This window comes from Enterobacter sp. PL_is514 (assembly GCF_055816715.1).
The window spans coordinates 643,879-669,007 of sequence record NZ_JBVPGN010000034.1 but is presented as its reverse complement, the minus strand read 5'-3'; the positions used below and the strand labels follow the sequence as shown (position 1 = coordinate 669,007).

Here is a 25,129-nt window from a genome sequence, read left to right as displayed (position 1 = left end):
GTCCTGGTTACGGTAGGTCGCGACGCCGTTAGCACGTTGCTGCAGGAAGTTGTCAGCGCCGTAGGTATCGCCGCCAAATTCTGGCAGAACGTCAGTCCAGGAAGTTACGTCGTAGATTACGCCGTAGTTACGACCGTAATCAAAGGAGCCAGCTTCAGCAAACTTCAGACCTGCAAACGCAACACGGGTCCAGGACTTGTTGTCGCCTTCTTCCTGGTTGCCCTGAATCTGGTATTCCCACTGGCCGTAGCCGGACAGCTGATCGTTAACCTGGGTTTCACCCTTGAAGCCGATACGCATGTAGGTTTTATCGCCATCTGCGCCTGCGTCATCAGAGAAATAGTGCAGACCTGTTACTTTACCGTACAGATCCAGCTTGTTACCGTCTTTGTTGTAAATTTCGGCAGCGTTAACAACGCCTGCTGCCAGCATGGAAGTGACTGCCACTGCAACTAATTTAAGTTTCATCTTAAATGTTCCTTATAATTTTTTTCAGTATTTCCTGAACCACTGTGAACGATTTCTAAACGAGGCTGCTCGTCAATGGCATGCTATTTTTAAAAATCTCGTAGTCTTATTTCAATAATAAGTTTCAAATTATTAAAGGTAATTTCAATTAGTGTGATCTCGATCGTGTGAAAAGGCGATTATTCAAACAAAGCGCCCGAATTTTATACGATTATTAATTATGTTATCTGCGGGACTATTGCCATCGCTATAATTTCTGTGAGTTTTAGTATATTAAGTTAGATTTCGGTATTCCCGATGTGTTGAGGGGGTGCCATTAGTTTTTGGGCTTAATAACAGTGAGTTAGGGGAGGGTTTAAACGTATATTGCGAATATTTGCATGGATGTGTCAGAATTGAATTATTACATTCAACGCTATCCATAGTGTTAATATTCATGGTTGACTAGTTTCATGTCGTTGTCAGTTTGTGTCAATTATCTTGTTGAGCGTTTACAGAAGGTGCCAAATATAAACCGAAATTAAACAGACATCCTATTATTAGGATAAATATTCTGAGGTGCGATCACACTTTAAATTTATGTTAATTATGTTGCCGGGTTGAAATTTACCCGGCCGTGCGAGAAAGCATTATTTTCTTGTTGCGTACCAGCAGAGTAACGACCCGGCGCAGACCATCAGGGCGCCTTGCCAGAACGAGAATGAGAGGGGGGAACTCAGCACTGCGGCGGCAAGCGCGGCTGAAAGGACCGGGGTAAAATAGGATACGGCAGCCAGAACCGTGACGTTACCGTGCAGGATGCCAATATTCCATGTGGCGTACCCAAACCCAAGGGCAATGCCGCACATGACGAGTTTCACCACCACCGGAAGCGTGAACACCATCTCTGGCTGATCGCTCAGGGTATATTTCACCCACAGACTCAGCGCGGTCAGTAAAACAAACAGGGTGATGCCGTTTTGTCCTTTCGCAAATTTGCTGGTGACCGTGCAGTAGGCGGCCCAGATAAAGGCCCCGGCAAACGCCAGCGCGTAGCTCAGCGGGCTGGAAACGATATTGCGGGTTATTTCATCAAGATGTAAACCCTGTTCACCGCCCAATACCCAGCAGACGCCCAGCAGCGAAATGACCAGGCCGGGGATCACCCACAGGGTAGATTTCTGTCCGTTGAACAAAATGGCAAACACAATGGTCAGGCTTGGCCAAAGGTAATTCACCATACCGACTTCAATCGCCTGCGATCGCGTTGCGGCATAGCCCAGCGACAGCGCCAGGCATATTTCGTAGCTGACAAATAAAACGCTGCCCGCAATAAGATATCGCGGTGAAAACCGTCTGATATCAGGAAATCCTACCGTCACCAGACACAGTAATCCGCTGAGGGTGTAGATCATCGCCGCACCGCCTACCGGCCCCAGTCCCTCACTCACGCTGCGAATAAGGCCGACCATGGTGCTCCATAACAGTATTGCCGCCAGCCCAATAAGCGTTGCCTTTTTTCTGTCCATTACTTCGCCATTGCAATAAAAATCAAAGGAAAAATGTATCGCATTACGCCTGTCGCTGTCGTGAATTATTCTCTTAAGCCTTTAATCAAAAAGGGGTAATGAAATGTACCGGGGGTGACTATTAAGGGGGGGAAGACAGATGACCTTGATTTGACGCAAAAAAATCAGGGGCTTTGCTGTTAGTTTGCGGCGCGAAATGTTTTCAGATAACGAGGACAACAATGGACGTCAGCCGCAGACAATTTTTTAAAATCTGCGCGGGCGGTATGGCCGGAACAACGGCAGCCATGCTGGGATTTGCTCCCAAAATGGCGCTGGCTCAGGCACGCAACTATAAGCTGCTGCGCGCGAAAGAGATCCGTAACACCTGCACATACTGCTCCGTAGGTTGTGGGCTTTTGATGTATAGCCTGGGCGATGGCGCAAAGAACGCCAGAGAAGCGATTTACCATATTGAAGGGGATCCGGATCATCCGGTGAGCCGCGGGGCGCTTTGCCCGAAAGGGGCGGGGCTGCTGGACTATGTTCACAGCGAAAATCGCCTGCGTTACCCGGAATACCGCGCGCCGGGTTCTGATAAATGGCAGCGTATCTCCTGGGATGAGGCCTTCTCCCGTATTGCCAAATTAATGAAAGCCGACCGCGACGCCAACTTTATAGAAAAGAACGCGCAGGGCGTAACGGTTAACCGCTGGCTTTCCACCGGGATGCTGTGCGCGTCTGCGGCAAGTAATGAAACCGGCATGCTGACGCAAAAATTTGTGCGCTCTCTCGGCATGCTGGCGGTAGACAACCAGGCGCGCGTCTGACACGGACCAACGGTAGCAAGTCTTGCTCCAACATTTGGTCGCGGTGCGATGACCAACCACTGGGTTGATATCAAAAACGCGAACGTCGTGGTGGTGATGGGCGGTAACGCCGCTGAAGCCCATCCGGTGGGGTTCCGCTGGGCGATGGAGGCGAAAAACAACAACGATGCGACGCTTATCGTCGTCGATCCGCGCTTTACGCGCACGGCATCGGTGGCCGATATCTATGCGCCAATTCGCTCCGGTACGGACATTACGTTCCTGTCCGGCGTGCTGCTGTACCTGATCGAAAACAACAACATTAACGCGGAATACGTTAAGCACTACACCAACGCGAACCTGTTGGTGCGGGATGACTTTGCCTTCGATGACGGACTGTTTAGCGGCTATGACGCCGAAAAACGGCAGTACGACAAAGCGTCCTGGAACTATCAGTTCGATGATAACGGCTATGCGATGCGGGATGAAACCCTGACGCATCCGCGCTGCGTGTGGAACCTGTTGAAGCAGCACGTTTCCCGCTATACGCCGGACGTGGTGGAAAACATCTGCGGCACGCCGAAAGCGGATTTCCTGAAGGTGTGTGAAGTGCTGGCCTCAACCAGCGCCGCCGACAGAACCACCACGTTCCTGTACGCGCTGGGCTGGACGCAGCATACCGTTGGCGCGCAGAACATCCGCACCATGGCGATGATCCAGCTGCTGCTCGGCAACATGGGCATGGCGGGTGGCGGCGTGAACGCGCTGCGCGGTCACTCCAACATCCAGGGGCTGACCGACCTCGGTCTGCTCTCGACCAGCCTGCCGGGCTACCTGACGCTGCCGTCTGAAAAGCAGACGGATCTGCAAAGTTATCTGGCGGCGAATACGCCAAAAGCGACGCTGCCGGACCAGGTGAACTACTGGAGCAACTATCCGAAGTTCTACGTCAGCCTGATGAAATCCTTCTACGGCGACGCGGCGCAGAAAGAGAACGACTGGGGCTATGAGTGGCTGCCGAAGTGGGACCAGGCTTACGATGTCATCAAGTATTTCAACATGATGGATAAGGGCAACGTCACGGGCTACATCTGCCAGGGCTTTAACCCGGTGGCCTCCTTCCCGGACAAAAACAAGGTTGTGCGTAGCCTCAGCAAGCTGAAGTACATGGTGGTGATCGATCCGCTGGTGACCGAGACCTCCACCTTCTGGCAGAACCACGGGGAATCGAACGATGTCGACCCGGCATCGATTCAGACCGAAGTGTTCCGCCTGCCGTCCACCTGTTTTGCGGAAGAGGACGGCTCGATAGCCAACTCCGGCCGTTGGCTGCAGTGGCACTGGAAAGGCCAGGACGCCCCGGGCGAAGCGCGTAACGATGGCGAAATCCTTGCCGGGATTTACCATCGCCTGCGCGAGATGTACCGCACCGAAGGCGGTAAAGGCGCTGAGCCGCTGCTGAAGATGAGCTGGAGCTACAAGCAGCCGGATCGTCCCGAGTCTGAAGAAGTCGCGAAAGAGAACAACGGCATGGCGCTGGCGGATCTCTATGATGCTAACGGCAATCTGGTGGCGAAGAAAGGCCAGCTGCTGAACAGCTTCGCGCTGCTGCGCGACGACGGCACGACGGCGTCGTCCTGCTGGATCTACACCGGCAGCTGGACGGAGCAGGGTAACCAGATGGCCAACCGTGACAACGCTGACCCTTCCGGGTTGGGCAATACGCTGGGCTGGGCATGGGCGTGGCCGCTGAACCGTCGCGTGCTGTACAACCGCGCGTCTGCAGACGTAAACGGCAAGCCGTGGGATCCGAAGCGCATGCTGATCCAGTGGAACGGGGCGAAATGGACGGGGAACGATATCCCGGACTACAACACCGCCGCGCCGGGCAGCAACACCGGGCCGTTTATCATGCAGCCGGAAGGGCTGGGGCGCCTGTTTGCGCTCAACAAGCTGGCGGAAGGGCCGTTCCCGGAGCACTACGAGCCGATGGAGACGCCGCTGGGCACCAACCCGCTGCACCCGAACGTGGTCTCCAGCCCGGTGGTGCGTATCTACGAAGACGACGCGCTGCGTCTGGGCAAAAAGGACAAATTCCCGTACGTGGGGACGACCTATCGCCTGACCGAGCATTTCCACACCTGGACCAAGCACGCGCGGCTGAACGCCATCGCGCAGCCGGAGCAGTTTGTGGAGATCAGCGAGACGCTGGCGAAGGCGAAAGGCATTGCCAACGGCGACCGCGTGAAGGTCAGCAGCAAGCGCGGCTTTATTCGCGCGGTGGCGGTGGTGACCCGTCGTTTGCAAAGTCTGAACGTGTACGGGCAGCAGGTGGAAACCGTCGGTATCCCGCTGCACTGGGGCTTTGAAGGTGTGGCGCAGAAAGGCTACATCGCTAACACCCTGACGCCAAACGTCGGCGATTCCAACTCGCAAACGCCGGAATACAAAGCGTTTCTGGTCAACATCGAGAAAGCGTAAGGAGCGATTCAATGGCAATGGAAACACAAGACATTATCAAACGCTCCGCGACTAACCCGATAACGCCCGCGCCTCGCGCGCGGGACTACAAGGCAGAAGTCGCCAAGCTTATCGACGTCTCCTCCTGCGTGGGCTGCAAGGCCTGCCAGGTAGCGTGCTCAGAGTGGAACGATATCCGCGATGAGGTCGGGCACTGCGTGGGTGTCTACGACAATCCGGCGGATCTGAGCGCCAAATCCTGGACGGTGATGCGTTTTAGCGAAACCGACCAGAACGGCAGGCTGGAGTGGCTGATCCGCAAAGATGGTTGCATGCACTGTGAAGATCCGGGCTGCCTGAAGGCGTGCCCTTCAGCGGGCGCGATTATTCAGTACGCCAACGGGATCGTCGACTTCCAGCAGGACAACTGCATCGGCTGTGGGTACTGCATCGCGGGCTGTCCGTTTAATATTCCGCGCCTCAATAAAGAGGATAACCGGGTATACAAATGCACCCTGTGCGTGGACCGCGTCAGCGTCGGGCAGGAGCCTGCGTGCGTGAAGACATGTCCCACCGGGGCGATCCACTTCGGCACCAAAAAAGAGATGCTGGACGTGGCGCAGCAGCGCGTCGATAAGCTCAAAGCACGGGGCTACGACAACGCGGGCATTTACAACCCGCAGGGCGTGGGCGGTACCCACGTGATGTATGTGCTGCACCATAGCGACCAGCCGGAGCTGTACCACAATCTGCCGAAGGATCCGGCGATCGACACCTCCATTAACCTGTGGAAAGGGGCGCTTAAACCGCTCTCGGCGGCGGGCTTTATCGCGACCTTTGCGGGGCTGATTTATCACTACATCGGTATTGGGCCAAACAAAGAGGTGGATGACGACGAGGAGGAGCATCATGAGTAAGTCGAAAATGATAGTGCGCACGAAGTTTGTCGATCGCGCCTGTCACTGGACGGTGGTGATCTGCTTCTTCCTGGTGGCGGTGTCGGGGATTTCGTTCTTCTTCCCGACGCTGCAGTGGCTGACCGAAACCTTCGGTACGCCGCAGATGGGGCGCATTCTGCACCCATTCTTCGGCGTGCTGATCTTTGTGGTGCTGATGTTTATGTTCGTGCGTTTTGTTCATCACAACATCCCGGACAAGCAGGATATCCCGTGGGTGAAAGGGATTGTTGAAGTCCTGAAAGGTCACGAGCATAAAGTGGCGAAGGTGGGGAAATACAACGCCGGCCAGAAGATGATGTTCTGGACCATCATGAGCATGATTTTTGTGCTGCTGGTGACCGGAGTCATTATCTGGCGTCCGTACTTTGCCCACTACTTCCCGATTCAGGTGGTGCGTTACGCGCTGCTTATCCACGCCACGTCGGCCATCATCCTGATCCACGCCATCCTGATCCATATGTATATGGCCTTCTGGGTGAAAGGCTCGATTAAAGGGATGATTGAAGGGAAGGTGAGCCGCCGCTGGGCGCAGAAGCATCATCCGCGCTGGTATCGTGATGTGGAGCGTCTGGAAGCGAAACAGGAAAGTACGGAAGGATTGAAGTAAACCCTGCGCCGTCGGCTCTGCCCGGCGGCGCTGCGCTTGCGCGGGCCTACTCTTCAAATCAAAACCGCTCTTCCACATACCGGAATGGGTATTTTGTGGGTTTGACTTTGCCGATTTTGCGTTTCGGTAAATCCACCTTGTCGACGTGTATTTCTTTATACGGGATCTGCGAAAGCAGGTGCGAAATAATATTCAGTCGCACGCGTTTTTTATCTTCTGAACGTGCCACAAACCACGGCGCCCAGGCGGTATCGGTGGCTTCAAACATGGCGTCGCGCGCGAGGGTATACTCGTCCCACAGGTTAAAGGATTTAATATCCATCGGCGATAGCTTCCAGATCTTACGACCATCGTTAATACGGTCGCGCAGGCGACGCTCTTGCTCTTTAGGCGTCACCTCCAGCCAGTACTTCAGCAGGATAATCCCGGCATCGACCATCGCTTTTTCCATCACCGGTGCGCCATCCAAAAATTTCTCCACCTGTTCCTCCGTGCAGAACCCCATAACCCGCTCAACGCCCGCGCGGTTATACCAGCTGCGATCGAATATCACGATCTCGCCTGCCGAAGGCAGGTGCGGCACATAGCGCTGGAAGTAGAGCTGGCTTTTTTCTTTTTCAGTTGGGGCAGGGAGCGCAACAACGCGAAACACGCGAGGGCTGACTCGCTCGGTGATCGCTTTGATGGTGCCGCCTTTACCGGCACCGTCGCGTCCTTCAAAAACAATACACACTTTGAGTCCTTTAGCGACGACCCACTGCTGGAGCTTAACCAGTTCAACGTGCAGGCGACGAAGCTCTTTTTCGTACTCTTTGGTCTTAAGCGGTGCATTCGTTACGACATCTACAGCGACATTGGTTTTCTTTTTGCTTCCCATGATTGTCATCCTCAGGTTGTCCGGCGCGGAAAAAGCGAGGCCGCACCATGAAGTGTAATCCACCTGATATTAAACGTATTGTTTTTAGGTAATTAATTTCACGACACTTTTTTAAGCCGATAATGAGGTATTCACGAAGGTGCTAAGCACCTATTCCCCTATTAGAAAGCAGCGGATGCAATAAAATCAGCATTTTTAATCCCTTTCTCTATTCATGGTTAATGTAATAATTGATTTTTATTTACTTACTTAAAGGAACTAAGAATGAGTTGGAATAAAGAAACTGCGGTTTCGTATCTACGTTCACACGCTCTGGGGCGCTCTCATAGTGAATGTGCTAAGTTTACCCGCCTGGCCATTCTGGCTGGCGGTGTTAAGGTAGCAAACACAGATTATGCAAAAGATTATGGGGCGGAATTATTACGTGCTGGATTCAGTGAGCTGCCGCCCGGTTCAACGTTAATTTCTGGCGATGTGGCTGTGATACAGCCATACCCTGGTGGAAATGGCATAGGTCACATGACTATGTATGACGGTAAGCAGTGGATTTCTGATTTTGTTCAAAAAAGCATGTATCCAGGGCCAGGTTACCGCAAAATGCAACCATCCTTTAAAATTTACAGGATGCATTGATGAAAAGAATATTTCTATCATTCGTTATATTGCTGGTGGGGTGTAGTTCGGCTGCCAATCAAGATCATAGCGCGCAAGACGTTACCGAATCATTTTATAAATCCTATCTTTCCGTATTCGGCAGCGATGAAGCCAGGCCTTATCCTGTCGACGAACTGCGTAAATATGTTTCTGCTGATACTATTGCTCGCATTAATGTCATTCAGGAAATCTCAGAACAAGAGTTAATAGAGTCTGACTATTTTACGTATACCCAGGATTACTCTCGCGAATGGATACCTTCGTTACGAGTTGAAAACGCCAGGCCATTTTTAAACGGTGAAGTAGTCCAGGTCATTGAGGGCGCGGGTAACGGGAGAAGCATCCACCTTGAGGTTTTTCTTCGTCGTGAAGATGATGCATGGAAAATCTACCGCGTCCGAGACATAACGAACAATCACGAGCACCCTATTTTCAGCGCTGGTGCTATTACACGCGCTAAAGCAACGGCAGAAAGCGCACTGTAAAAGCTACACCTCAAATCCTTTCAAGCCCTGACACATGCCGGGGCTTTTTGTTTTCCATTCCCACGGCGTAGCAGTTGGAGAAAATTCCTGAATCAATGGATGAACCTGTCAGCCAGCTGATTTGAACTGGCTCACCATACAAGATTATTCAATAATGCCCGCTGCGAGTGATTAACCCGTGGTTGAGGTATGAAAAAGACAATATTATCGTTGGCGCTTGGCACATTTGGCCTGGGCATGGCCGAATTTGGCATTATGGGCGTGTTAACCGAGCTGGCGCATGACACCGGTATTTCGATTCCCTCCGCCGGGAATATGATCTCGTTTTATGCCTTCGGCGTGGTGATTGGCGCCCCGATTATGGCGCTGTTCTCAGGCAAGTTCTCGTTAAAAACGACGCTGCTGTTTCTGGTTGCCCTGTGCGCGGTGGGGAACGCCCTGTTTACCTTTTCGTCATCATATTTCTGGCTGGCGACGGGACGCTTAATTTCCGGTTTTCCGCACGGCGCGATTTTCGGCGTCGGGGCGATTATCCTCTCTAAAATTGCGCCGCCGGGGAAGGTGACGGTCGCAGTGGCGGGAATGATCGCCGGGATGACCGTGGCCAACCTGGTAGGCGTCCCGCTCGGCACCTGGCTGGGGCACCAGTTCAGCTGGCGTTATACCTTTTTCCTGATTGCGGTGTTCGACGCGCTGGTGATCCTCTCGGTTCTGCTCTGGGTGCCGGACATCCACGACACATCAGAAATCAAATTGACCGAGCAGTTCCACTTTCTGAAAAAACCAGAACCCTGGCTGATTTTTGCCGCCACCATGTTTGGCAACGCCGGGGTGTTCGCGTGGTTCAGCTTCGTTAAACCGTTTATGGTCAACGTTTCAGGCTTCACCGAAGGCGTGATGACGATCATCATGATGCTGATGGGGCTTGGCATGGTGCTGGGCAACCTGTTGAGCGGCAAACTCTCGGGGCGTTTTAGCCCGCTGCGCATTGCGGCGACCACCGACATGGTGATTGTCGCCTCGCTGCTGCTGCTTTTCGCCTGTGGTGAACTCAAAACGGCCTCGCTGATCATGGGCTTTATCTGCTGTGCCGGGCTGTTCGCGCTCTCTGCGCCGCTGCAGATCCTGCTTCTGCAAAATGCGAAGGGCGGCGAAATGCTGGGGGCGGCAGGGGGGCAGATGGCGTTTAATCTCGGCAGCGCGATCGGGGCGTACTTTGGCGGGATGATGATTACCCTCGGCTTTAGCTGGCGCTACGTCACGCTGCCTGCGGCGATACTCTCGTTCTCGGCCATGAGCGCGCTGTTGATCTACGGTTACCTGCGGGCCAGACGGGCTCAGGCTAACGCGCGTGCGCTAGCCTGATTGAATTCAGGCAAGCCAGGGCTCACCCAGGGTCAGCATCAGGCGGTTGGCCCAGGCGAAGAATGCGGCGGACTGCACCAGATCAAGCTGGGCTAAGGTGTCCAGCCCCTCTTTTTCCAGCGCGGCAAGGTGCAGCGGCGTGGCGGCAGGCGGGGTAACCGACAGCGCCGCTGCAAAATCGATTTCTGACTGCCAGCGCGCAGATTGTCCCTCGCTCAGGGATTGTCCCGGACGCACGGCCAGCAGGGCCTCTACCGCCGGGTCATCCTTTGACAGCTGGCTGGCTTTCCGCGCATGGACAGATGCGCAGTAGATGCAGCCGTTAATTTTACTGGTGACCGTTGCCGCCAGCTCGCGCTCGGCGCGCGGCAATCCCCCCGGCGTATAAAAAATCCCTTTATCCGTTAGCGTACGCTGTTCAAGCACCGGCAGGTTGCGCCCCAGCAGGCGGAAATAGTCGGAATCGGTATGGCCAAATTTTGCAAGGATGGCAACCTCATCGTCACGAAAATCCGCCAGCGGTTTTGCTGCTATCCATGGCTCCCATCCCAGCTCCTGCTGGGTAAACGCGACGGGAGCCGCCTTCCCGGTGGCCGTGGTTGCGGTCGTGTGCCAGACGCCTGCCGCCACCGGCGCTTCGCTTTTGGCGACGGGTTTGTCGTTCAGCAGCCGCAGCCCGGCAATCAGTCGGCTCTGGAAGCTGACAAACGCGATAAGCTGCGCCAGGGTCACGATACCTTCCTTGCTCCATCCCGCCTGGGTCAGCGCCCTTAACGATGTCGGCGTGGCTTCGACGGGGGAGAAGGTCAGCAGGCGCGCGAAATTGAGCGCCGGGGTCAGACGTTCAGAGGTGGGGTCGGCCAGACCAAACCCCGCATAGTGTGCGGCCAGCGCCTCCGCGCCGTGCCACCTGGCGACTTTTGCCGCCACGGCGAAGCGCTCGTCGAGTGCAATATCATCATCCTGCTGGCTAAACAGGATTTCGTAGCTGCCCTGCGCGTGGCGAGTGGCGGCATCACGCGTGGCGCGCGCCTCTGCCAGAGGGGAACCGGGTTTAATTTCCGCCAGCTCGGCGAGAATGTCGTGACTTAATGACATAGGTATCTCCTCAACGTATATGGGGGGCAATATGTTCAGCGATCAGTTCGATGGAGCGCAGGGTGTCGCGATGGGTGGGCTCGACCGAATGGACCTGGAATGAGATGTCCGTGGCGCGCCGGAGAACGGAATCGGCCTGCAGCGAGCGCAGCACCGTCTCGGGCGAACCGATATGGGCGTCGAACTGGTGACGAAAATCGGTGACGGTGTCACCTTTAACCGCGTGCCCGGCGGCGCGATGCTGCTGGGCTTGTTTCGTCAGACCCGGTGTGGCGACCTTGAGCGCATAGTCGTCGCTGTCGGCGACGAATGCCGTACGGGAAGCCAGAATGCGCGGTGCGATGCCCGCGGGCAGCGCCTCAAGGTAGGCATCCACAATAGGGTTCTGGATCGCGTCGAGCGTTAAATCCAACTGGTCTGCCGGGCGCGGCTGCGTGCGGGAGAGCATTAAACCGTGTCCGGCCCGCGCGGCGCGAACGGCACCGTCGACCGAAAAGGTGGCAATCCAGATACGGTCGGCCAGCTGTGGCGCTGGCGGGTAAAGGTGGTTATCCGGATGGGTGAGCGAATCCCCGCGCCAGGCGCTCTGGATCACATGCAGATGGTCGGCAAAGGCCGCGCCACGCGCCTCAAACGTCAGGCCGAACGGCAGAAATGAGGTCGGCGTGCCGCCCGAACCAAAACCGACTTCAAGACGGCCATTGGCGAGTAAATCGAGCACGGCGGCATCTTCTGCGACGCGGAGCGGGTTTTCCATCGGCAGGGTAATGATGGCCGTACCCAGGCGGATGGTTTCGGTATGTGCGGCTACGTGCGCCAGAAACAGCAGCGGCGACGGCAGTCCGCCTTCAGTTTCGTGGAAGTGGTGCTGCGCAATCCAGGCGCTGTCAAAACCGTGGCGTTCGGCGTGGCGGATCTGTTCAGTTGCCAGACGATAGCGCTCCTTCGGCGTAGCGTCGTCAAGCAGGCGGGTGAAAAATCCCAGGCGTTTTCGCGTCATGCGAACTCCTCCGTAGCGGGTGAAAAATGGGGAATGGCGTCAATCAGCTCGCGGGTATAATCGTTCTGCGGCGATGCGAATAAGGTTCCGACGTCGCCCTGTTCGACCACCTGACCGCTGCGCAGCACCGTGACGCTGTGGGCGATCCGGCGGACGGTAGACAGATCGTGCGTGATAAAGAGGTAGGTCAAACCCAGCTGCTGCTGCAGCTGCTGAAGCAGAGCCAGAATCTGCGCCTGCACGGTGACGTCCAGCGCGGAGGTGGCTTCGTCCAGCACCAGAATGGTCGGCTCCAGGATCAGCGCCCGGGCGATGGCCACGCGCTGACGCTGTCCGCCTGAAAGTTCCCGGGCGGTGCGGCCCAGGAGTTCGACGGGCAGGGCAACCCGCTGGGCCACGGTCTCCACCCGAACCTTTCGCTCAGCCTTACCGAGGCGAGAAAAGTTCTTCAGGGGCTCTTCGATGATGTCAAACAGCGTCTGACGCGGGTCGAGAGAGGCAAACGGGTTCTGGTAGACAAACTGGATCTTCTGGCGCAGCTGACGACGGGCCTCGCGGCTGAGTGTGGTGGCATCGATATCGTCAATGATGACCTGTCCGCTGTCGGCCTGTTCAAAACCCAGCAAAATACGGGCGAGGGTGGTCTTCCCGGAGCCGGATTCACCGACCAGCGCATGCGTACTGCCGCGCCTGACGTCAAACGTCACCCGATCCAGCGCCTGAAGCTGATGACCTTTGCCCAGCGAAAATTGTTTGCTGATGGCGCGAGCGCGAATGGCCGGTGACGCGAGCGGAAGACCTGATACCGGGGCAATGGTCAGGCGCTGGCCCTGGAGATCGCTCAGCAGCTGACGGGTGTAGGCGTGCTGCGGCGTACGGACAATATCGACGGTGCTGCCTTGCTCCTGAATTTCGCCATCGCGAAAAACCAGCAGCCTGTCCGCGCGCTGGGCGGCCAGGGCCAGATCGTGGGTGACAAACAGAACGGCAGTGCCCGATTCCCGCCGCAGGATATCCAGCAGATCGAGAATGCGTTTTTGCACCGTCACGTCCAGCGCGCTGGTGGGCTCATCGGCAACGATTACGTCCGGGCGCAGGGCAATGGCGATGGCAATCAACACGCGCTGTTTCATACCGCCGGAGAGCTGATGGGGATACTGCGTCATGCGCTGTTCGGGGTGGCTCAGTCCGACCTTTATCAGCAGGGCGAGCACCTGCTCGTCGCGCTCGGCGCGGGCCACTTTCTGGTGTAGCTGAATAATCTCCCCGACCTGCGCGCCGATGGTCTTCACCGGGTTGAGTGAATTACCCGGATCCTGCGGAACCAGGCTAATTCGCGCCCCGCGAAGGGTATCGAGACGCTTAGCGGACCACCGGCTAATCTCCTCGCCGTTGAGCACGATTTTTCCCGCATCACGGCGGGCGTTATCGGCCAGCAGACCAATGATCGCCTGTGCCGTGGTCGTTTTACCGGATCCGGATTCACCGACAAACGCCAGCATTTCCCCTCGCCCGAGCGTGAAGCTGACGTTATGCACCACCTCTCTCCACTGGCGTGCGGTGCGGTAGCTGATCGTCAAATTTTCCACTGAGAGAACGGTCATTAGCGACCTCCGCTGAACTGTTGGCTGATACGGTTGGTGGCCAGCACCACGGCGATGACGACGACGCCGGGGAAGGTGGTTAACCACCAGGCGGTAGAGAGATAGTTACGGCCTTCGGCAATCAATAAGCCCCATTCCGGCACGGGCGGCGGGGTACCGTAACCGAGAAAACTCAGCGTGGAGAGCGCCAGGATGGCCTGACCAAACTGCAGCGTGGCAAAGGCGAGGACGGCGGTTAACGCGTTGGGCAGGATGTGTCGCCACAGCACGGCGAAAAACGTCCCACCGCTGCCAAACGCCGCCTCGACATAATCCGTGTGCCGGATGCGCACGACTTCACCGCGCGCGAGGCGGGCGAAGCTGGCAATGGAGGCAACGCCCACGGCAATCGCGGCGTTAACGGTGCCAAACCCGAGCAGAATAATGACCGTCAGCGAGAGCAGCAGAGACGGGATGGACAACAGCACGTCGACAAAACGCATCAGCAGAGACTCGACGCGTCCGGCGAACGCCCCGGCGATGACCCCCAGGCCGGTGCCTACCACCAGCCCCATCGTGACGGCAGCGAGCGCCGCGCTCAGGGAGTGGGACGCACCGTAGACAATACGGGTGTAAACATCGCGGCCAAGCTGATCGGTGCCGAGCCAGTGGCCCGCCTGAGGCGCCAGGCGCTGTGCGCCGGCGATGCCCTCAATCGGGCTGTAGTGGGTTAACAGGCCGGGCGCCACGGCGGCAAAAAGAGCGATAATAATCACCGCCCATGCCAGCCACAGTCCGGGCTGCCATTCCACTCCCTGCCACGCTGGAACGCGTTTTCGCGCGGCGGCAGCGTAATCGACCAGACTCATGATGCACCTCCGGTAACGGTTTGCAGGCGGGGATCCAACAGAGGCATCAGCAGATCCACCAGCAGATTGATCAGGACAAAACCGAGGGCGGAAATCATCACGACCGCCTGAAGCACGGCGATATCCTGGTTATTCACCGCCTGCTGGGTCAGCTGCCCGAGCCCGCTGCGGCCAAAAACGGTTTCCGTGATCAGCGCCCCGGCAATCAGCTCGCCCAGCAGCAATCCGGCAATATTCAGGACCGGCAGCAGGGCGTTGCCGGTAACGTGACGCCACAGGACGGCGGTTTCACTCAGCCCTTTGGCCCGGGCGACGGCGACAAACGGCTGCGTCGCCACCTGGTCCAGGCTGCGCATCAGAATTTGCGCCAGCGGGGCGGAAATCGGGATCGCGACGGTCACAATCGGCAGGATCAGCCCCTGCAGCGGCGTCGGGTTAATCACCGGAATCAGCCGCAGCTGGAAAGAAAAGAGCTGGATGAGGGCAATCCCCAGCCAGAACGTCGGTAAAGAGATAAACAGGACCGGCAGCGACTGCAGGGTATTACTCAGCCAGCGCAGACCCGGCAGGCGCGATGCAAAGGCCAGCGCAAACGCCAGCAGGACCGCCAGTACAAACGCAGGCAGGGCGAGGCTCAGGGTATCTGGCAGATTGCTGGCAATCAGCTCGCTGACCGGCACCCCGGCCTGTAACGAATAGCCGAAATCCCCGCGCAGCATCGCCAGCAACGTATGGCCGTATTGCTGCCACAGCGGGCTGTCCGCGCCGTAGGCCACGCGCATCTCCTCGATTTGCGCCGGGCTCAAGCCCAGGTCCGGGTTCTGAAATTTAATCAGCACCGCGTCGCCCGGCAGCACCTGGAGCAACACGAACGAGAGGGTAAAGGCGGCCCACAGTACCAGCAGCCCGTGCACAAAGCGTTGAAGAAGTGCGTGGCGCATCGTCAGCTCCTCAGTGTTTCTCAATCCACGCGCCGTAGAACGACGGGCGGCCGACCGCTTCAAAATTGACGCCTTTCAGCCACGGCGCACCGGCAAAGACCTGCGGCTCTTCGAAAATTGGAATGACGTAGGCGTTATCCAGCAGGTAGCGCTGGGCATCGCCGGTCAGCTGCAGGCGTTTTTTCGGATCGACTTCAGCAGAAATGTTCACCAGCAGTTCATTCAGCTTGTCGTCACGGAAGCTTTTGACCTTGTCGCTGGAGCCGCCTTTTTGCAGCAGCGCGTCGCGGTTAGCGGGGTAGAACATGCTTTTCACCACGTCCGGATCGGCGCGGCCAACTTCGGAGACGGTTAACGGGGTTTTCAGCGGATCAAGGTTATCCAGCGTGCGGCTGCCTGCGTCACCGGCTTTAACGCTCAGCGCCACGCCCACCTGTCGCCACTGCTGGGCAACCAGCTGCAGCACCTCTTTATTTTGTGGCTGCGGCAGGGATTCATACACCGTCAGCGCCAGCCGCTGGCCGTCTTTGGCGCGGATCCCGTCGCCACCCGCTTTCCAGCCCGCCTCGTCCAGCAGCTGGTTGGCTTTAGCCGGGTCAAAGGTCAATTTATCGCTGAGATCGACAAAGCCAGCGGCGGAATCGGCAATCACCGACTTCGCCTGCGGATAGTTGGCCGAGAAGAGGGTCTCGACCACCTGCTTTGCATTGGTGGCATGCAGCAGCGCCTGGCGTACGCGAATATCAGAGACCAGCGGGTTATCCGGGCGGAAGCTGATGCTGTCATTCACCCCGCGCGTCGGGGCGGCGTAGATTTTATAGCCCTGGTCTGTCGCCTGCTTTTCGTCATACGCCTGCACCTGGCGAATAAAGTCGGCCTGACCGGCCAGCAGGGCGCCGACGCGCACGCTGTCTTCCTGAGTCACGATAAACTTGATGCCGTCAAGATTGGCTGGCCCCTGCTGCGCCAGATTTTTCGGCCCCCACTGGTAGTCCTTACGCGCTTCCAGCGTCACTTCGCGACCCAGCTTCTCGTCCTTCACCACAAACGGGCCAGAGCCAATGATATGCCGGGCGTCACCCAGCTCTTCAAAGTTGCGCTTCAGCGTGCTGAGCGAGACCAGGCCCGACCCGATTGTGGCGGTGCCCTGCAGGAACCCAGGCGACGGTTTTTTGAAGTAGAACTTCACGGTCAGCGGATCGACCACTTCGCTGCGATCGTAGTTATTGATCACTTCTGACACCGGCAGTCGCTGCGCCTTGTTACCTAAGCCGTAGGTATCAAAGTTTTTTGCTACGGCGTTGGCGTCCAGCGGCGTGCCGTCGGAGAAGGTGATGCCGGGGCGAATTTTAAAGGTGTATTCGGTTTTATCGGCGTTGGTGGTCCAGCTTTCGGCTACCCACGGTTCCACCTGCAGCGTCTTTGGGTTCTGCCACGTCAGTTTGTCGGTGATCTGGTTCAGAATGCCGCCGTTCGGGTAAAAGCCACCGGCAGGCGGATAGAGGTTGGTGTGCGCCTGTTGCTCCAGATAAATCAGCGTGCCGCCTTTGACGGGCGCATCCGCGGACCAGGCTGCGGTTGTCGTCAGAATCAGCGCCGTCAGCAGCGGCAGACGAAATGGGGTTTGCATGGTGAATTCCTTTGTTATCTTCTTGTTAGCGTCGGATTCATCATCGGGCGCGGGGGAAAACAAGGGAACAAAGGAATTAAGATAAGGATTGCCGGAAAATGGCTATAAAAAAACCGCCCCTGTCAGGAGCGGTAATTGAACGGTGGGTGATTATGAACGCAGGTCAATCACCATACGGCCGCGGATCTGGCCCTGTTCCATCTCTTTAAAGATGGCGTTGATGTCCTCGATCGGGCGCATCGTGACTTTCGGCACGACCTTGCCTTCAGCGGCGAACTGGAAGGCTTCCTGCAGATCCTGACGGGTGCCAACCAGCGAACCCACTACCTGAATGCCGTCCAGCACCAGGCGCGGAATGTCGAGGCTCATGGCTTCCGGCGGCAGGCCAACGGCGACCACGCGGCCACCGGCACGCACGGCATCAACGGCTGAGTTGAAGGCGGCTTTTGCGACGGCAGTGACAACTGCGGCATGCGCGCCGCCGGTTTTCTCCTGCACAATTTTAGCGGCATCTTCGCTGCGGGAGTTGATGGTGAGATCCGCACCCATGCTGGCCGCCAGCTTCAGCTGTTCGTCGTTAACGTCAAGGGCGATGACTTTGGCGTTAAAGACGTTTTTGGCGTACTGCAGCGCGAGGTTGCCCAGCCCGCCCAGCCCGTAAATCGCAATCCACTGGCCCGGTTTAATACCCGACACCTTCACTGCTTTATAGGTGGTGACGCCAGCGCAGGTGATGCTGCTGGCCGCCGCCGAATCCAGACCGTCCGGTACTTTTACCGCGTAATCTGCGGTGACGATGCACTCTTCCGCCATCCCGCCGTCAACGGAGTAACCGGCGTTTTTCACGTCACGGCACAGGGTTTCGTTGCCGGTATTACAGTATTCGCAGTGGCCACAGCCTTCAAAGAACCAGGCCACGCTTGCGCGGTCGCCGACTTTCAGCGACTTCACGCCAGGGCCGACTTCTTTTACGATACCAATCCCTTCATGGCCCAGGATAACCCCGGTTTTATCGCCGAAATCACCGTTCTTCACGTGGAGGTCGGTATGGCATACGCCACAGCACTCCATCTTCAGCAGGGCTTCCCCGTGCTTTAGCGGGCGTAAGGTTTTTTCGGTAACGTTGACCTGGTGATCCTGAGTGACAACAGCAGCCTTCATGTGTATCTCCTTGTTCATGATAAGAATCTGCATAGCAGGTGTAGTACCTCTTAAGGATTAATACATTAGCCTGGTAATGCAAGGCTGCGGCAACATAATGTCATCATTTGATTCGATTTCAGATTAAGAATACGGCGTTCCTCTAATAATTAAGGGGGAAAATTCTGGCCCGGCGAGATGATCGCCGGGCGCAGACTTACAGCTGTGCTTCTATCTCCTCTATCTCTTTACGCCATTGCGCCTGTAGCTGCGGCTTTTGATGCTTCGGCTTACGCGCCAGATCGTCTTCCAGCAGCGTTTCCAGCGCGACCAGCCGCTCCAGCAGATCGTCATACGGCGAGGATTGAATCGTCGCGGCGACAGCGGGCGCAGCGGATGTCATAAGCCCCGCGCTTTCACGCAGACGCTCAAACACCGCTTCTGCATCGTGCCACTCGCTCAGCTTTCCCTCTTCAATCAGCCAGAAACGGTTGCAGCTTTGGCTAATTAATTGACGATCGTGGCTGACCAGCAGGACGCCGCCTTCGAACTGCTGAAGAGTGTGCGCCAGCGCCTCTTTGCCTTCCATGTCGAGGTGGTTGGTCGGCTCATCCAGCATCAGCAGGCTATAGCGGGCGAGCGTCAGGCCAACGAACAGCAGGCGCGAACGTTCACCACCGCTGAGCGTGCTGACCGTTTGCCCGTGACGCGCCCACGGGAAACCGGCGCTTATCAGGGCCATTTTGCGGTTCTGCGGATCCGGCGCGAAAGGTTCCAGCGCGTCGAGCAGCGTGGCGTCATCCGGCAGCTGATGAAGCGTCTGGTCGTAATAGCCTGGCGACACGCGCGGATGGATTTTCAACCCGCTGTCTGCGGACTCATCAGCAAATTGTTGCCAGATAAGCCTCATCAGCGACGATTTGCCGCAGCCGTTACGCCCGACAATCGCTACGCGATCGCCGCTTTTCAGCCGCGCCATGTCGATGTTAAACAGCGGCGGTAGCCCGGGCGCAGGCGGGACGCTGAGATTTTCCATCTCCAGCAGACGGTCAGCCCGCAGCGCGTCGCCGCGCAGAGTTAACGTCCACGGGCTGCCTGCCGTGAGCGCCGTCTGGCTCTCCTTCAGCCGTTCGACCTGTTTTTCCATCTGTTTGGCTTTGCGGGCCAGGTCTTCGTTGTCGTAAACCTTGCCCCAGGTCGCCAGCCGCTTCGCGCTGGCGGTCACGCGATCGATCTCCTTTTGCTCGGCCTTGTGGCGCTGGGCATCGCTTTCATCCTTTGCTTCAAGCGCCTTGCGGGCGGCCGTGCAGGGAAGGGCAAAGTAGTGCAGCGTTTTATCGCGCAGGATCCAGCTGCCGTTGGTGACGGCATCCAGCAGCTGTCTGTCATGCGAGACCAGCACAAAGCTGCCCGACCAGTTCTGTAGGAAGTGTTCCAGCCAGAGCATGGTCGGGAGGTCCAGGTGGTTGCTGGGTTCATCCAGCAGGAGCAGGTCCGGCTCGTGAATCAGTGCCCGTGCCAGCAGCAGGCGGGTGTGCTGTCCGCCGCTCAGCGTGGCGGATTGCAGCATCATATCCTGCGGCGTGAAGCCCATGCTTGCCAGCAGCGTTTCGGCTTTCCAGCGCAGACTGTCCCGTTCAGTTGAGGGCAACTGGGCCAGGACGGCATCCAGCATGGTCAGCGGAAAAATAGCGTCCGGGAGATGTTGCTCCACGCGCGCCATCAGGCAGTGCCCGGCCAGTGCTACCGTTCCGGCGGCAGGGGAATCCGTGCCGTCCAGCACCTTCAGCAGCGTACTTTTGCCGCAGCCGTTGTCGCCCAGCAGGCCAATGCGGTCGCCTTTTTTCAGCGTAAAGGAGAGTGAGTCGAAGAGCGTGCCAAACGCCGTATCAACGCGTAAAGATTGTGCAGTGAGTAAAGTGCTCATTGTTGCTTACCCAAGAGTTACAGGCATGTTTATGCCTCGTCAAACATCGCTGACGATAACTCAGTAAGCCCGAGAGAAGGGATTTCAGGGGTTGGTGTCTTCGCTCAAGCAGAAGTTATCGCAGCACGATACCGATAACGCTTGAGCTGGTGCGATCACCAAATGTATGTGAAACATTGAAAATTTCACAGTACAGCATAATTGGCCTCCTTATATATTCAGTGGGTTGATGGATGAAGGGAGTGTAGCGGGGGAAAAGGGGTTTGGCTAGTGGGTATTCGATGGTGCGGTCTGGTGCCCTCACCCTGACCCTCTCCGGTGGGGAGAGGGTTAGGGTGGTGCGGATTAAATCGACGTACGGCGATAGCTACGGTATTCAGGCTTCCAGAAGTTGTCGTCGATGGCCTGCTGCAGCGCGTCGGCAGAGGTTTTCACCGCCACGCCCTGCTGCTGCGCCATTTTACCTACCGCAAACGCGATGGCGCGGGACACCTTGTGAATGTCTTTCAGTTCCGGCAGCACCAGCCCTTCTCCGTCATTGACCAGCGGAGAGTAACCCGCAAGGGTTTCGCTCGCCGACATCAGCATTTCGTCGGTAATGCGGGACGCGCCGGATGCGATCACCCCCAGACCAATGCCCGGGAAGATGTACGAGTTGTTGCACTGGGCAATCGGATAGGTTTTATCCTTCCACACCACCGGATCGAACGGACTGCCAGTCGCGACCAGCGCGTTACCTTCGGTCCAGGCGATGATGTCCTGCGGCGTCGCTTCCACGCGGGAAGTCGGGTTAGACAGCGGCATCACGATAGGGCGCTCACAGTGCTTGTGCATCTCGCGAATGATCTCTTCGGTAAAGAGACCGGTTTGCCCGGAAACGCCGATCAGAATATCCGGCTTCACGTTGCGCACTACGTCCAGCAGGGAAAGGACTTCGTTGTCGGTATCCCAGTTTTTCAGGTTTTCGCGCTTCTGCACCAGCTTGGTCTGGAACGGCAGCAGGTTTGGCATACCGTCGGTCAGCAGGCCGAAACGGTCAACCATAAAGACGCGGGAGCGGGCCAGCTCTTCGCTTAACCCTTCACGCTGCGTCTGGGCGATAATCTGCTCGGCAATACCGCAGCCCGCAGAGCCTGCGCCCAGGAAGACGATTTTCTGGTAGCTCAGCTGGCTGCCGGCTGCGCGGCTGGCGGCGATAAGCGTACCCACGGTCACGGATGCGGTGCCCTGGATGTCATCGTTAAAGGAGCAGATCTCATCGCGATAGCGGTTCAGCAGCGGCATCGCGTTTTTCTGCGCGAAGTCTTCAAACTGCAGCAGAACGTCCGGCCAGCGGTGCTTCACGGCCTGAATGAAATCGTCGACAAACTGATAGTACTCATCGTCGGTAATGCGCGGGTGGCGCCAGCCCATATAGAGCGGATCGTTGAGCAACTGTTGGTTGTTGGTGCCAACGTCCAGCACCACCGGCAGGGTATACGCCGGGCTGATGCCGCCACAGGCGGTGTAAAGAGAGAGCTTACCGATGGGGATCCCCATCCCGCCAATGCCCTGGTCGCCGAGGCCGAGAATACGTTCGCCGTCGGTCACCACAATCACTTTGATATTGTGGTTCGGCACGTTCTGCAGAATATCGTCCATGTTGTGACGGTTCTGATAAGAGATGAATACCCCGCGGGAGCGTCGGTAGATCTCTGAGAAACGCTCGCACGCCGCACCTACCGTTGGGGTGTAGATCACCGGCATCATCTCTTCGAGATGGTTTTGCACCAGGCGATAGAAGAGGGTTTCGTTGGTGTCCTGAATGTTACGCAGGTAGATGTGTTTGTCGATTTCGGTTTTGAAACCCTGGTACTGGATCCACGCGCGCTCTGCCTGTTCTTCAATGGTTTCAACCACTTCGGGCAGTAAGCCCAGCAGGTTAAAGCTGCTGCGCTCTTCCATGCTGAAGGCGCTGCCTTTGTTGAGCAGGGGAAACTCAAGTAAAACCGGTCCGGCGTATGGGATGTATAAGGAACGATGTTTTTTCAGTTTGTTGTCCATGTCACTCACTCTTTTTATGAAGATCCGTCCCTGACACTGCTGTTTGTCATCTTTCTGGCCTGTGCGATGGGATGCGGTCAGGCGGTATTATAAAGGAGCTAAATATTAATTACCGCAACACATAAACAAAAACACCATCGGGATTACCGATGGTGTTCTGGATCTCAGTCTGGAACTTACTTGCCCGCGTGGCGTTTTCTGCCGGTGGCGTGAGTGACCTGCGTTTCATGGTCGCCTTCAATCACCACTTTGCGCTGATTAGAAAGCTTGTAGTTCAGTCCCAGAATATGGCGTGCCTGACGGTTCGATTTCATGTTAACTCCTCAATCCTGTTGATAGTTTTAAGGACCAGTTTGCTTACGCAAACGAAATGTAACCCCTTAGGTTGCTGATCCAGCTTAGCAGGTTTTTACAAAGGTGCGTTTTGCCCGCTGACAACGTAGTTAATGGTCTGCTGGTAGATGTCACTGAGGATGTCATTATCTGTGGATTCCACCCACCTGGTCAGTTCCATCAAAATGTCATCTTCAGTCACAGCACCATGCTCGGCGTGAAGACCCTGCGCAATCGCGTTAACGAGTTCAGGTTGTGCTGCTGCGGTATTAGCCGGGTAATAAGTAAACATGCTGCCTCCGTGTCGTTGTCTGTTTAATGGTACGGCTCGCAAAAAATTTAATTCATAAACAGAATGGCAAATATTTTCCCGGTTGTGGCTCAGATTCATCTTAGAAATAAAAATGACATAAGTGTATGCTTTTGTGTGCTTTTGAAATGTGGGGGGAAATTGAAGTGGCGTTGAGAAGATATTATGACGGTGCTCCTGCTATCACGAAATATAGCAGGAGCAGAGTTTACATTACCACTTCATTTCGCCGGTATTCACCTTAGCGCTTAATTCCAGCGAGCTCTCTTCGGCCAGATTCGGATACTGTTTTTTCAGGGTGCTGATGACGCCTGCAGAATCTTTATGAACGGATAAGGCCTTTTCAAAGCGCTGCAGATAGTCGCGGGTAAAATCAATCGCACCCGCTCCGGCTGGCGGGGTACCCAGATAGTGACCCGGGATTACGCGCTCGGGTTTGTGCGCCGCCATATTTACCAGCGTTTCCTGCCACTGCTTACGGCTTGCCGCCGTCTGGGTGTCAGCCGTCCAGACGTGGATCCCCCAGGCTACCCCGGTGCCGCCGAGGATGGTTTTCGCTGACGGGATCCACACATAGGCCGCGTAGCTGTCAGGCTCTTCGATATCGATCTTTTCCCCGTCCACCATAAACGTGGTGGAGGCGAGCACCTGCGGGACGACCAGCTCCGTTGGCGCGCCGTCTTTCATCTGCGGACCCCAGAAGGCGAGCTTGGCGTCTTTGGTGGCCTTGATGTGGTCAACCACGTGCTGCGTGGCCACCACTTTGGCGTTCGGGAAGGCTTTGACCAGCGGCTGCAGGCCAAAATAGAAATCCGGATCGCCGGAGGTGATCACAATCTTGTTCAGGGTCTTACCGCTTTGACGAATTTTCTCTACCAGCGCTTCGCCATCCTTCACGCTGAACTGCGCGTCAAACAGCACAGCCTCTTTCGGGCCGGAAACCAGCGTGGAGGAGACCGCGAAAATGCCTTTCTCCTGCGGGTTATAGGTATCAATGCTCAACGGCGCGGCAAAAACAGCCGGAGTGAAAAGCGTGGAAAGCAGGGCAAGGTGAGTGAATTTCATGCTGTTGTCTCTGTTGTTCAGGAATGTCTCTATTGTACGGATATTCGCATTTGCCAGAATTCCTGAAACAGGACATGCTTAGTTTCATAAATCGAGCAAATGGAGCTTATATGGATCGCGTTATCGCCGCTCAGGTCTACAACCGGATATGCGAGCTGGGAAGCTTGAGCGCGGCGGCCCGCGCGCTGGGCATTTCCCGACCGATGGTGAGCCGCTACCTTGAACAAATGGAAAAGTGGGCGGGAACGCGGCTGGTAAACCGCTCCACGCGCAAGCTGACGCTGACCGCGGCAGGGGAAAAGGTGCTGCAAAAAACGCGGACGCTCTCGCAGATTTCGCAGGAAATTGAAGGCCAGTCGGAGAAAGATCTCCCGTCCGGCACGCTGCGGGTGGCCTGCGCGCACTTTACCGCCATGCACCTGATTGCGCCGGTACTGCCCGGTCTGCTCTCGCGCTACCCACAGCTGCGCATTGAGCTGGACGTGAATAACCACCCGGTCAGCCTGGTGGGAGAGCGCATCGACGTCGCCGTGCGCATTACGGATAACCCTGAACCCGGCATGATTGCCCGCCGGCTGGGGGAATGTCGCTCGGTGCTTTGCGCCTCGCCGGACTATCTGGCGCAGCACGGTACCCCCGTCAGCCCCGAAGAATTAGCGCAGCACAACTGCCTGCACTACAGCTTTTTCGCCGGGCAGTCCTGGCACTTCCTGACGCCGGAAGGCGAAAGCCTGAGCGTGGCCGTCAGCGGTAACCTGAGCGCCAGCATCTCTTCGCTGCTGATGGACGCGGCGATTAAGCACTGCGGCATCGCCATGCTGCCGGAGCGCGAAGCGTCTGCCGCGCTGGAGCAGGGATTACTGGTGCCGGTACTGGCGGCCCTGGAGCCGAAACCGCTTGCCATCCATGGCATTTATCAGTCCCGTGAATACCAGCCTGCCGCGCTGCGGGTGTTCCTTGACGCGCTGGCGCACCATTTACTCAGTGACTAAGACTCGTCTGTCTTGCCCGCAGAATCC

Annotated in this window: 22 protein-coding genes; 7 read left to right on the top strand and 15 right to left on the bottom strand. The window is 56.7% G+C overall.

Translation table 11 applies throughout. The features are described from left to right. Window positions 1–468: porin (locus AC0TNG_RS18780; protein ID WP_473712933.1), on the bottom strand; the 468-nt coding region annotated here is incomplete at its 3' end. Between the two features lie 629 nt (window positions 469–1,097). Next, the gene (yddG, locus tag AC0TNG_RS18775) at window positions 1,098–1,976 is read right to left on the bottom strand and encodes an aromatic amino acid DMT transporter YddG (protein ID WP_157189237.1); all 879 of its coding nucleotides are present in this window, start codon (window positions 1,974–1,976) and stop codon (window positions 1,098–1,100) included. 221 nt (window positions 1,977–2,197) lie between these two features. On the opposite strand from yddG, the gene fdnG reads away from it, so the two are divergent. Genes fdnG through fdnI form a run of 3 tightly spaced genes read left to right on the top strand, consistent with a single transcriptional unit; the run spans window position 2,198 to window position 6,790 of the window. Beyond that, the gene (gene fdnG, locus AC0TNG_RS18770; RefSeq protein ID WP_473712932.1) at window positions 2,198–5,245 is read left to right on the top strand and encodes a formate dehydrogenase-N subunit alpha; all 3,048 of its coding nucleotides are present in this window, start codon (window positions 2,198–2,200) and stop codon (window positions 5,243–5,245) included. 11 nt (window positions 5,246–5,256) lie between these two features. Next, window positions 5,257–6,141, top strand: coding sequence for a formate dehydrogenase subunit beta (fdxH, locus tag AC0TNG_RS18765; RefSeq protein WP_024909566.1), 885 nt, complete (start codon window positions 5,257–5,259; stop codon window positions 6,139–6,141). After that, the gene (fdnI, locus tag AC0TNG_RS18760; protein WP_032645492.1) at window positions 6,134–6,790 is read left to right on the top strand and encodes a formate dehydrogenase-N subunit gamma; all 657 of its coding nucleotides are present in this window, start codon (window positions 6,134–6,136) and stop codon (window positions 6,788–6,790) included. The genes fdxH and fdnI overlap by 8 nt, the downstream gene beginning before the upstream one ends. A gap of 58 nt (window positions 6,791–6,848) precedes the next feature. Here fdnI and ppk2 read toward each other — a convergent pair whose 3' ends face one another. After that, window positions 6,849–7,667: a polyphosphate kinase 2 gene (ppk2, locus tag AC0TNG_RS18755; RefSeq protein ID WP_024909564.1), complete on the bottom strand. Its 819-nt coding sequence runs from the start codon at window positions 7,665–7,667 to the stop codon at window positions 6,849–6,851. Window positions 7,668–7,931: 264 nt separating this feature from the next. Here ppk2 and AC0TNG_RS18750 point away from each other — a divergent pair, with 264 nt between their 5' ends. The 3 genes from AC0TNG_RS18750 to araJ all read left to right on the top strand — a co-directional run bounded on the left by AC0TNG_RS18750 (window position 7,932) and on the right by araJ (window position 10,171). Then, complete coding sequence (locus tag AC0TNG_RS18750) at window positions 7,932–8,300, top strand: hypothetical protein (RefSeq protein WP_024909563.1); 369 nt, start codon at window positions 7,932–7,934, stop codon at window positions 8,298–8,300. Continuing rightward, window positions 8,300–8,806 carry a YqhG/Tai3 family protein gene (locus AC0TNG_RS18745; RefSeq protein ID WP_024909562.1) on the top strand — a complete coding sequence of 169 codons (507 nt, stop codon included), beginning with the start codon at window positions 8,300–8,302 and terminating at the stop codon, window positions 8,804–8,806. The genes AC0TNG_RS18750 and AC0TNG_RS18745 overlap by 1 nt, the downstream gene beginning before the upstream one ends. Window positions 8,807–8,995: 189 nt before the next feature. Continuing rightward, window positions 8,996–10,171, top strand: a complete 1,176-nt coding sequence (gene araJ, locus AC0TNG_RS18740; RefSeq protein ID WP_473702520.1) for an MFS transporter AraJ — start codon at window positions 8,996–8,998, stop codon at window positions 10,169–10,171. A gap of 6 nt (window positions 10,172–10,177) precedes the next feature. Here the strand turns inward: araJ and AC0TNG_RS18735 are convergent, their stop codons facing one another. The 12 genes from AC0TNG_RS18735 to AC0TNG_RS18680 all read right to left on the bottom strand — a co-directional run bounded on the left by AC0TNG_RS18735 (window position 10,178) and on the right by AC0TNG_RS18680 (window position 24,110). Further along, on the bottom strand, window positions 10,178–11,269 hold the full coding sequence (locus AC0TNG_RS18735; RefSeq protein ID WP_473712931.1) for an alkylhydroperoxidase domain protein: 1,092 nt from the start codon (window positions 11,267–11,269) through the stop codon (window positions 10,178–10,180). A 10-nt stretch (window positions 11,270–11,279) separates the two neighbouring features. Next, on the bottom strand, window positions 11,280–12,269 hold the full coding sequence (locus tag AC0TNG_RS18730) for a putative FMN-dependent luciferase-like monooxygenase (RefSeq protein WP_473712930.1): 990 nt from the start codon (window positions 12,267–12,269) through the stop codon (window positions 11,280–11,282). Continuing rightward, on the bottom strand, window positions 12,266–13,873 hold the full coding sequence (locus tag AC0TNG_RS18725) for a dipeptide ABC transporter ATP-binding protein (protein ID WP_473712929.1): 1,608 nt from the start codon (window positions 13,871–13,873) through the stop codon (window positions 12,266–12,268). The genes AC0TNG_RS18730 and AC0TNG_RS18725 overlap by 4 nt, the downstream gene beginning before the upstream one ends. Beyond that, window positions 13,873–14,721, bottom strand: a complete 849-nt coding sequence (locus tag AC0TNG_RS18720; RefSeq protein ID WP_024909557.1) for an ABC transporter permease — start codon at window positions 14,719–14,721, stop codon at window positions 13,873–13,875. Before AC0TNG_RS18720 ends, AC0TNG_RS18725 begins: the two co-directional genes overlap by 1 nt. Further along, window positions 14,718–15,662 (bottom strand): ABC transporter permease, encoded by a 945-nt coding sequence (locus AC0TNG_RS18715; RefSeq protein WP_473712928.1) that lies wholly within the window; start codon window positions 15,660–15,662, stop codon window positions 14,718–14,720. Before AC0TNG_RS18715 ends, AC0TNG_RS18720 begins: the two co-directional genes overlap by 4 nt. Window positions 15,663–15,672: 10 nt before the next feature. Then, window positions 15,673–17,292, bottom strand: a complete 1,620-nt coding sequence (locus AC0TNG_RS18710; protein ID WP_248164737.1) for a TIGR04028 family ABC transporter substrate-binding protein — start codon at window positions 17,290–17,292, stop codon at window positions 15,673–15,675. 150 nt (window positions 17,293–17,442) lie between these two features. Further along, window positions 17,443–18,453, bottom strand: coding sequence for an alcohol dehydrogenase AdhP (gene adhP, locus AC0TNG_RS18705; RefSeq protein WP_032647362.1), 1,011 nt, complete (start codon window positions 18,451–18,453; stop codon window positions 17,443–17,445). A 196-nt stretch (window positions 18,454–18,649) separates the two neighbouring features. Then, window positions 18,650–20,359 (bottom strand): ABC-F family ATP-binding cassette domain-containing protein, encoded by a 1,710-nt coding sequence (locus AC0TNG_RS18700; RefSeq protein WP_473712926.1) that lies wholly within the window; start codon window positions 20,357–20,359, stop codon window positions 18,650–18,652. A 345-nt stretch (window positions 20,360–20,704) separates the two neighbouring features. After that, window positions 20,705–22,402 carry an NAD-dependent malic enzyme gene (locus AC0TNG_RS18695; RefSeq protein ID WP_024909550.1) on the bottom strand — a complete coding sequence of 566 codons (1,698 nt, stop codon included), beginning with the start codon at window positions 22,400–22,402 and terminating at the stop codon, window positions 20,705–20,707. Window positions 22,403–22,578: 176 nt separating this feature from the next. Continuing rightward, window positions 22,579–22,716, bottom strand: coding sequence for a stationary-phase-induced ribosome-associated protein (gene sra, locus AC0TNG_RS18690; RefSeq protein ID WP_008501714.1), 138 nt, complete (start codon window positions 22,714–22,716; stop codon window positions 22,579–22,581). Window positions 22,717–22,811: 95 nt separating this feature from the next. Continuing rightward, window positions 22,812–23,027, bottom strand: a complete 216-nt coding sequence (gene bdm, locus AC0TNG_RS18685; RefSeq protein WP_008501713.1) for a biofilm-dependent modulation protein — start codon at window positions 23,025–23,027, stop codon at window positions 22,812–22,814. 231 nt (window positions 23,028–23,258) lie between these two features. Then, window positions 23,259–24,110, bottom strand: coding sequence for a Vmh family MBL fold metallo-hydrolase (locus tag AC0TNG_RS18680; protein ID WP_148768744.1), 852 nt, complete (start codon window positions 24,108–24,110; stop codon window positions 23,259–23,261). A gap of 110 nt (window positions 24,111–24,220) precedes the next feature. Here AC0TNG_RS18680 and AC0TNG_RS18675 point away from each other — a divergent pair, with 110 nt between their 5' ends. Further along, window positions 24,221–25,102: a LysR family transcriptional regulator gene (locus AC0TNG_RS18675; RefSeq protein WP_061715076.1), complete on the top strand. Its 882-nt coding sequence runs from the start codon at window positions 24,221–24,223 to the stop codon at window positions 25,100–25,102. Window positions 25,103–25,129 lie beyond the last annotated feature (27 nt).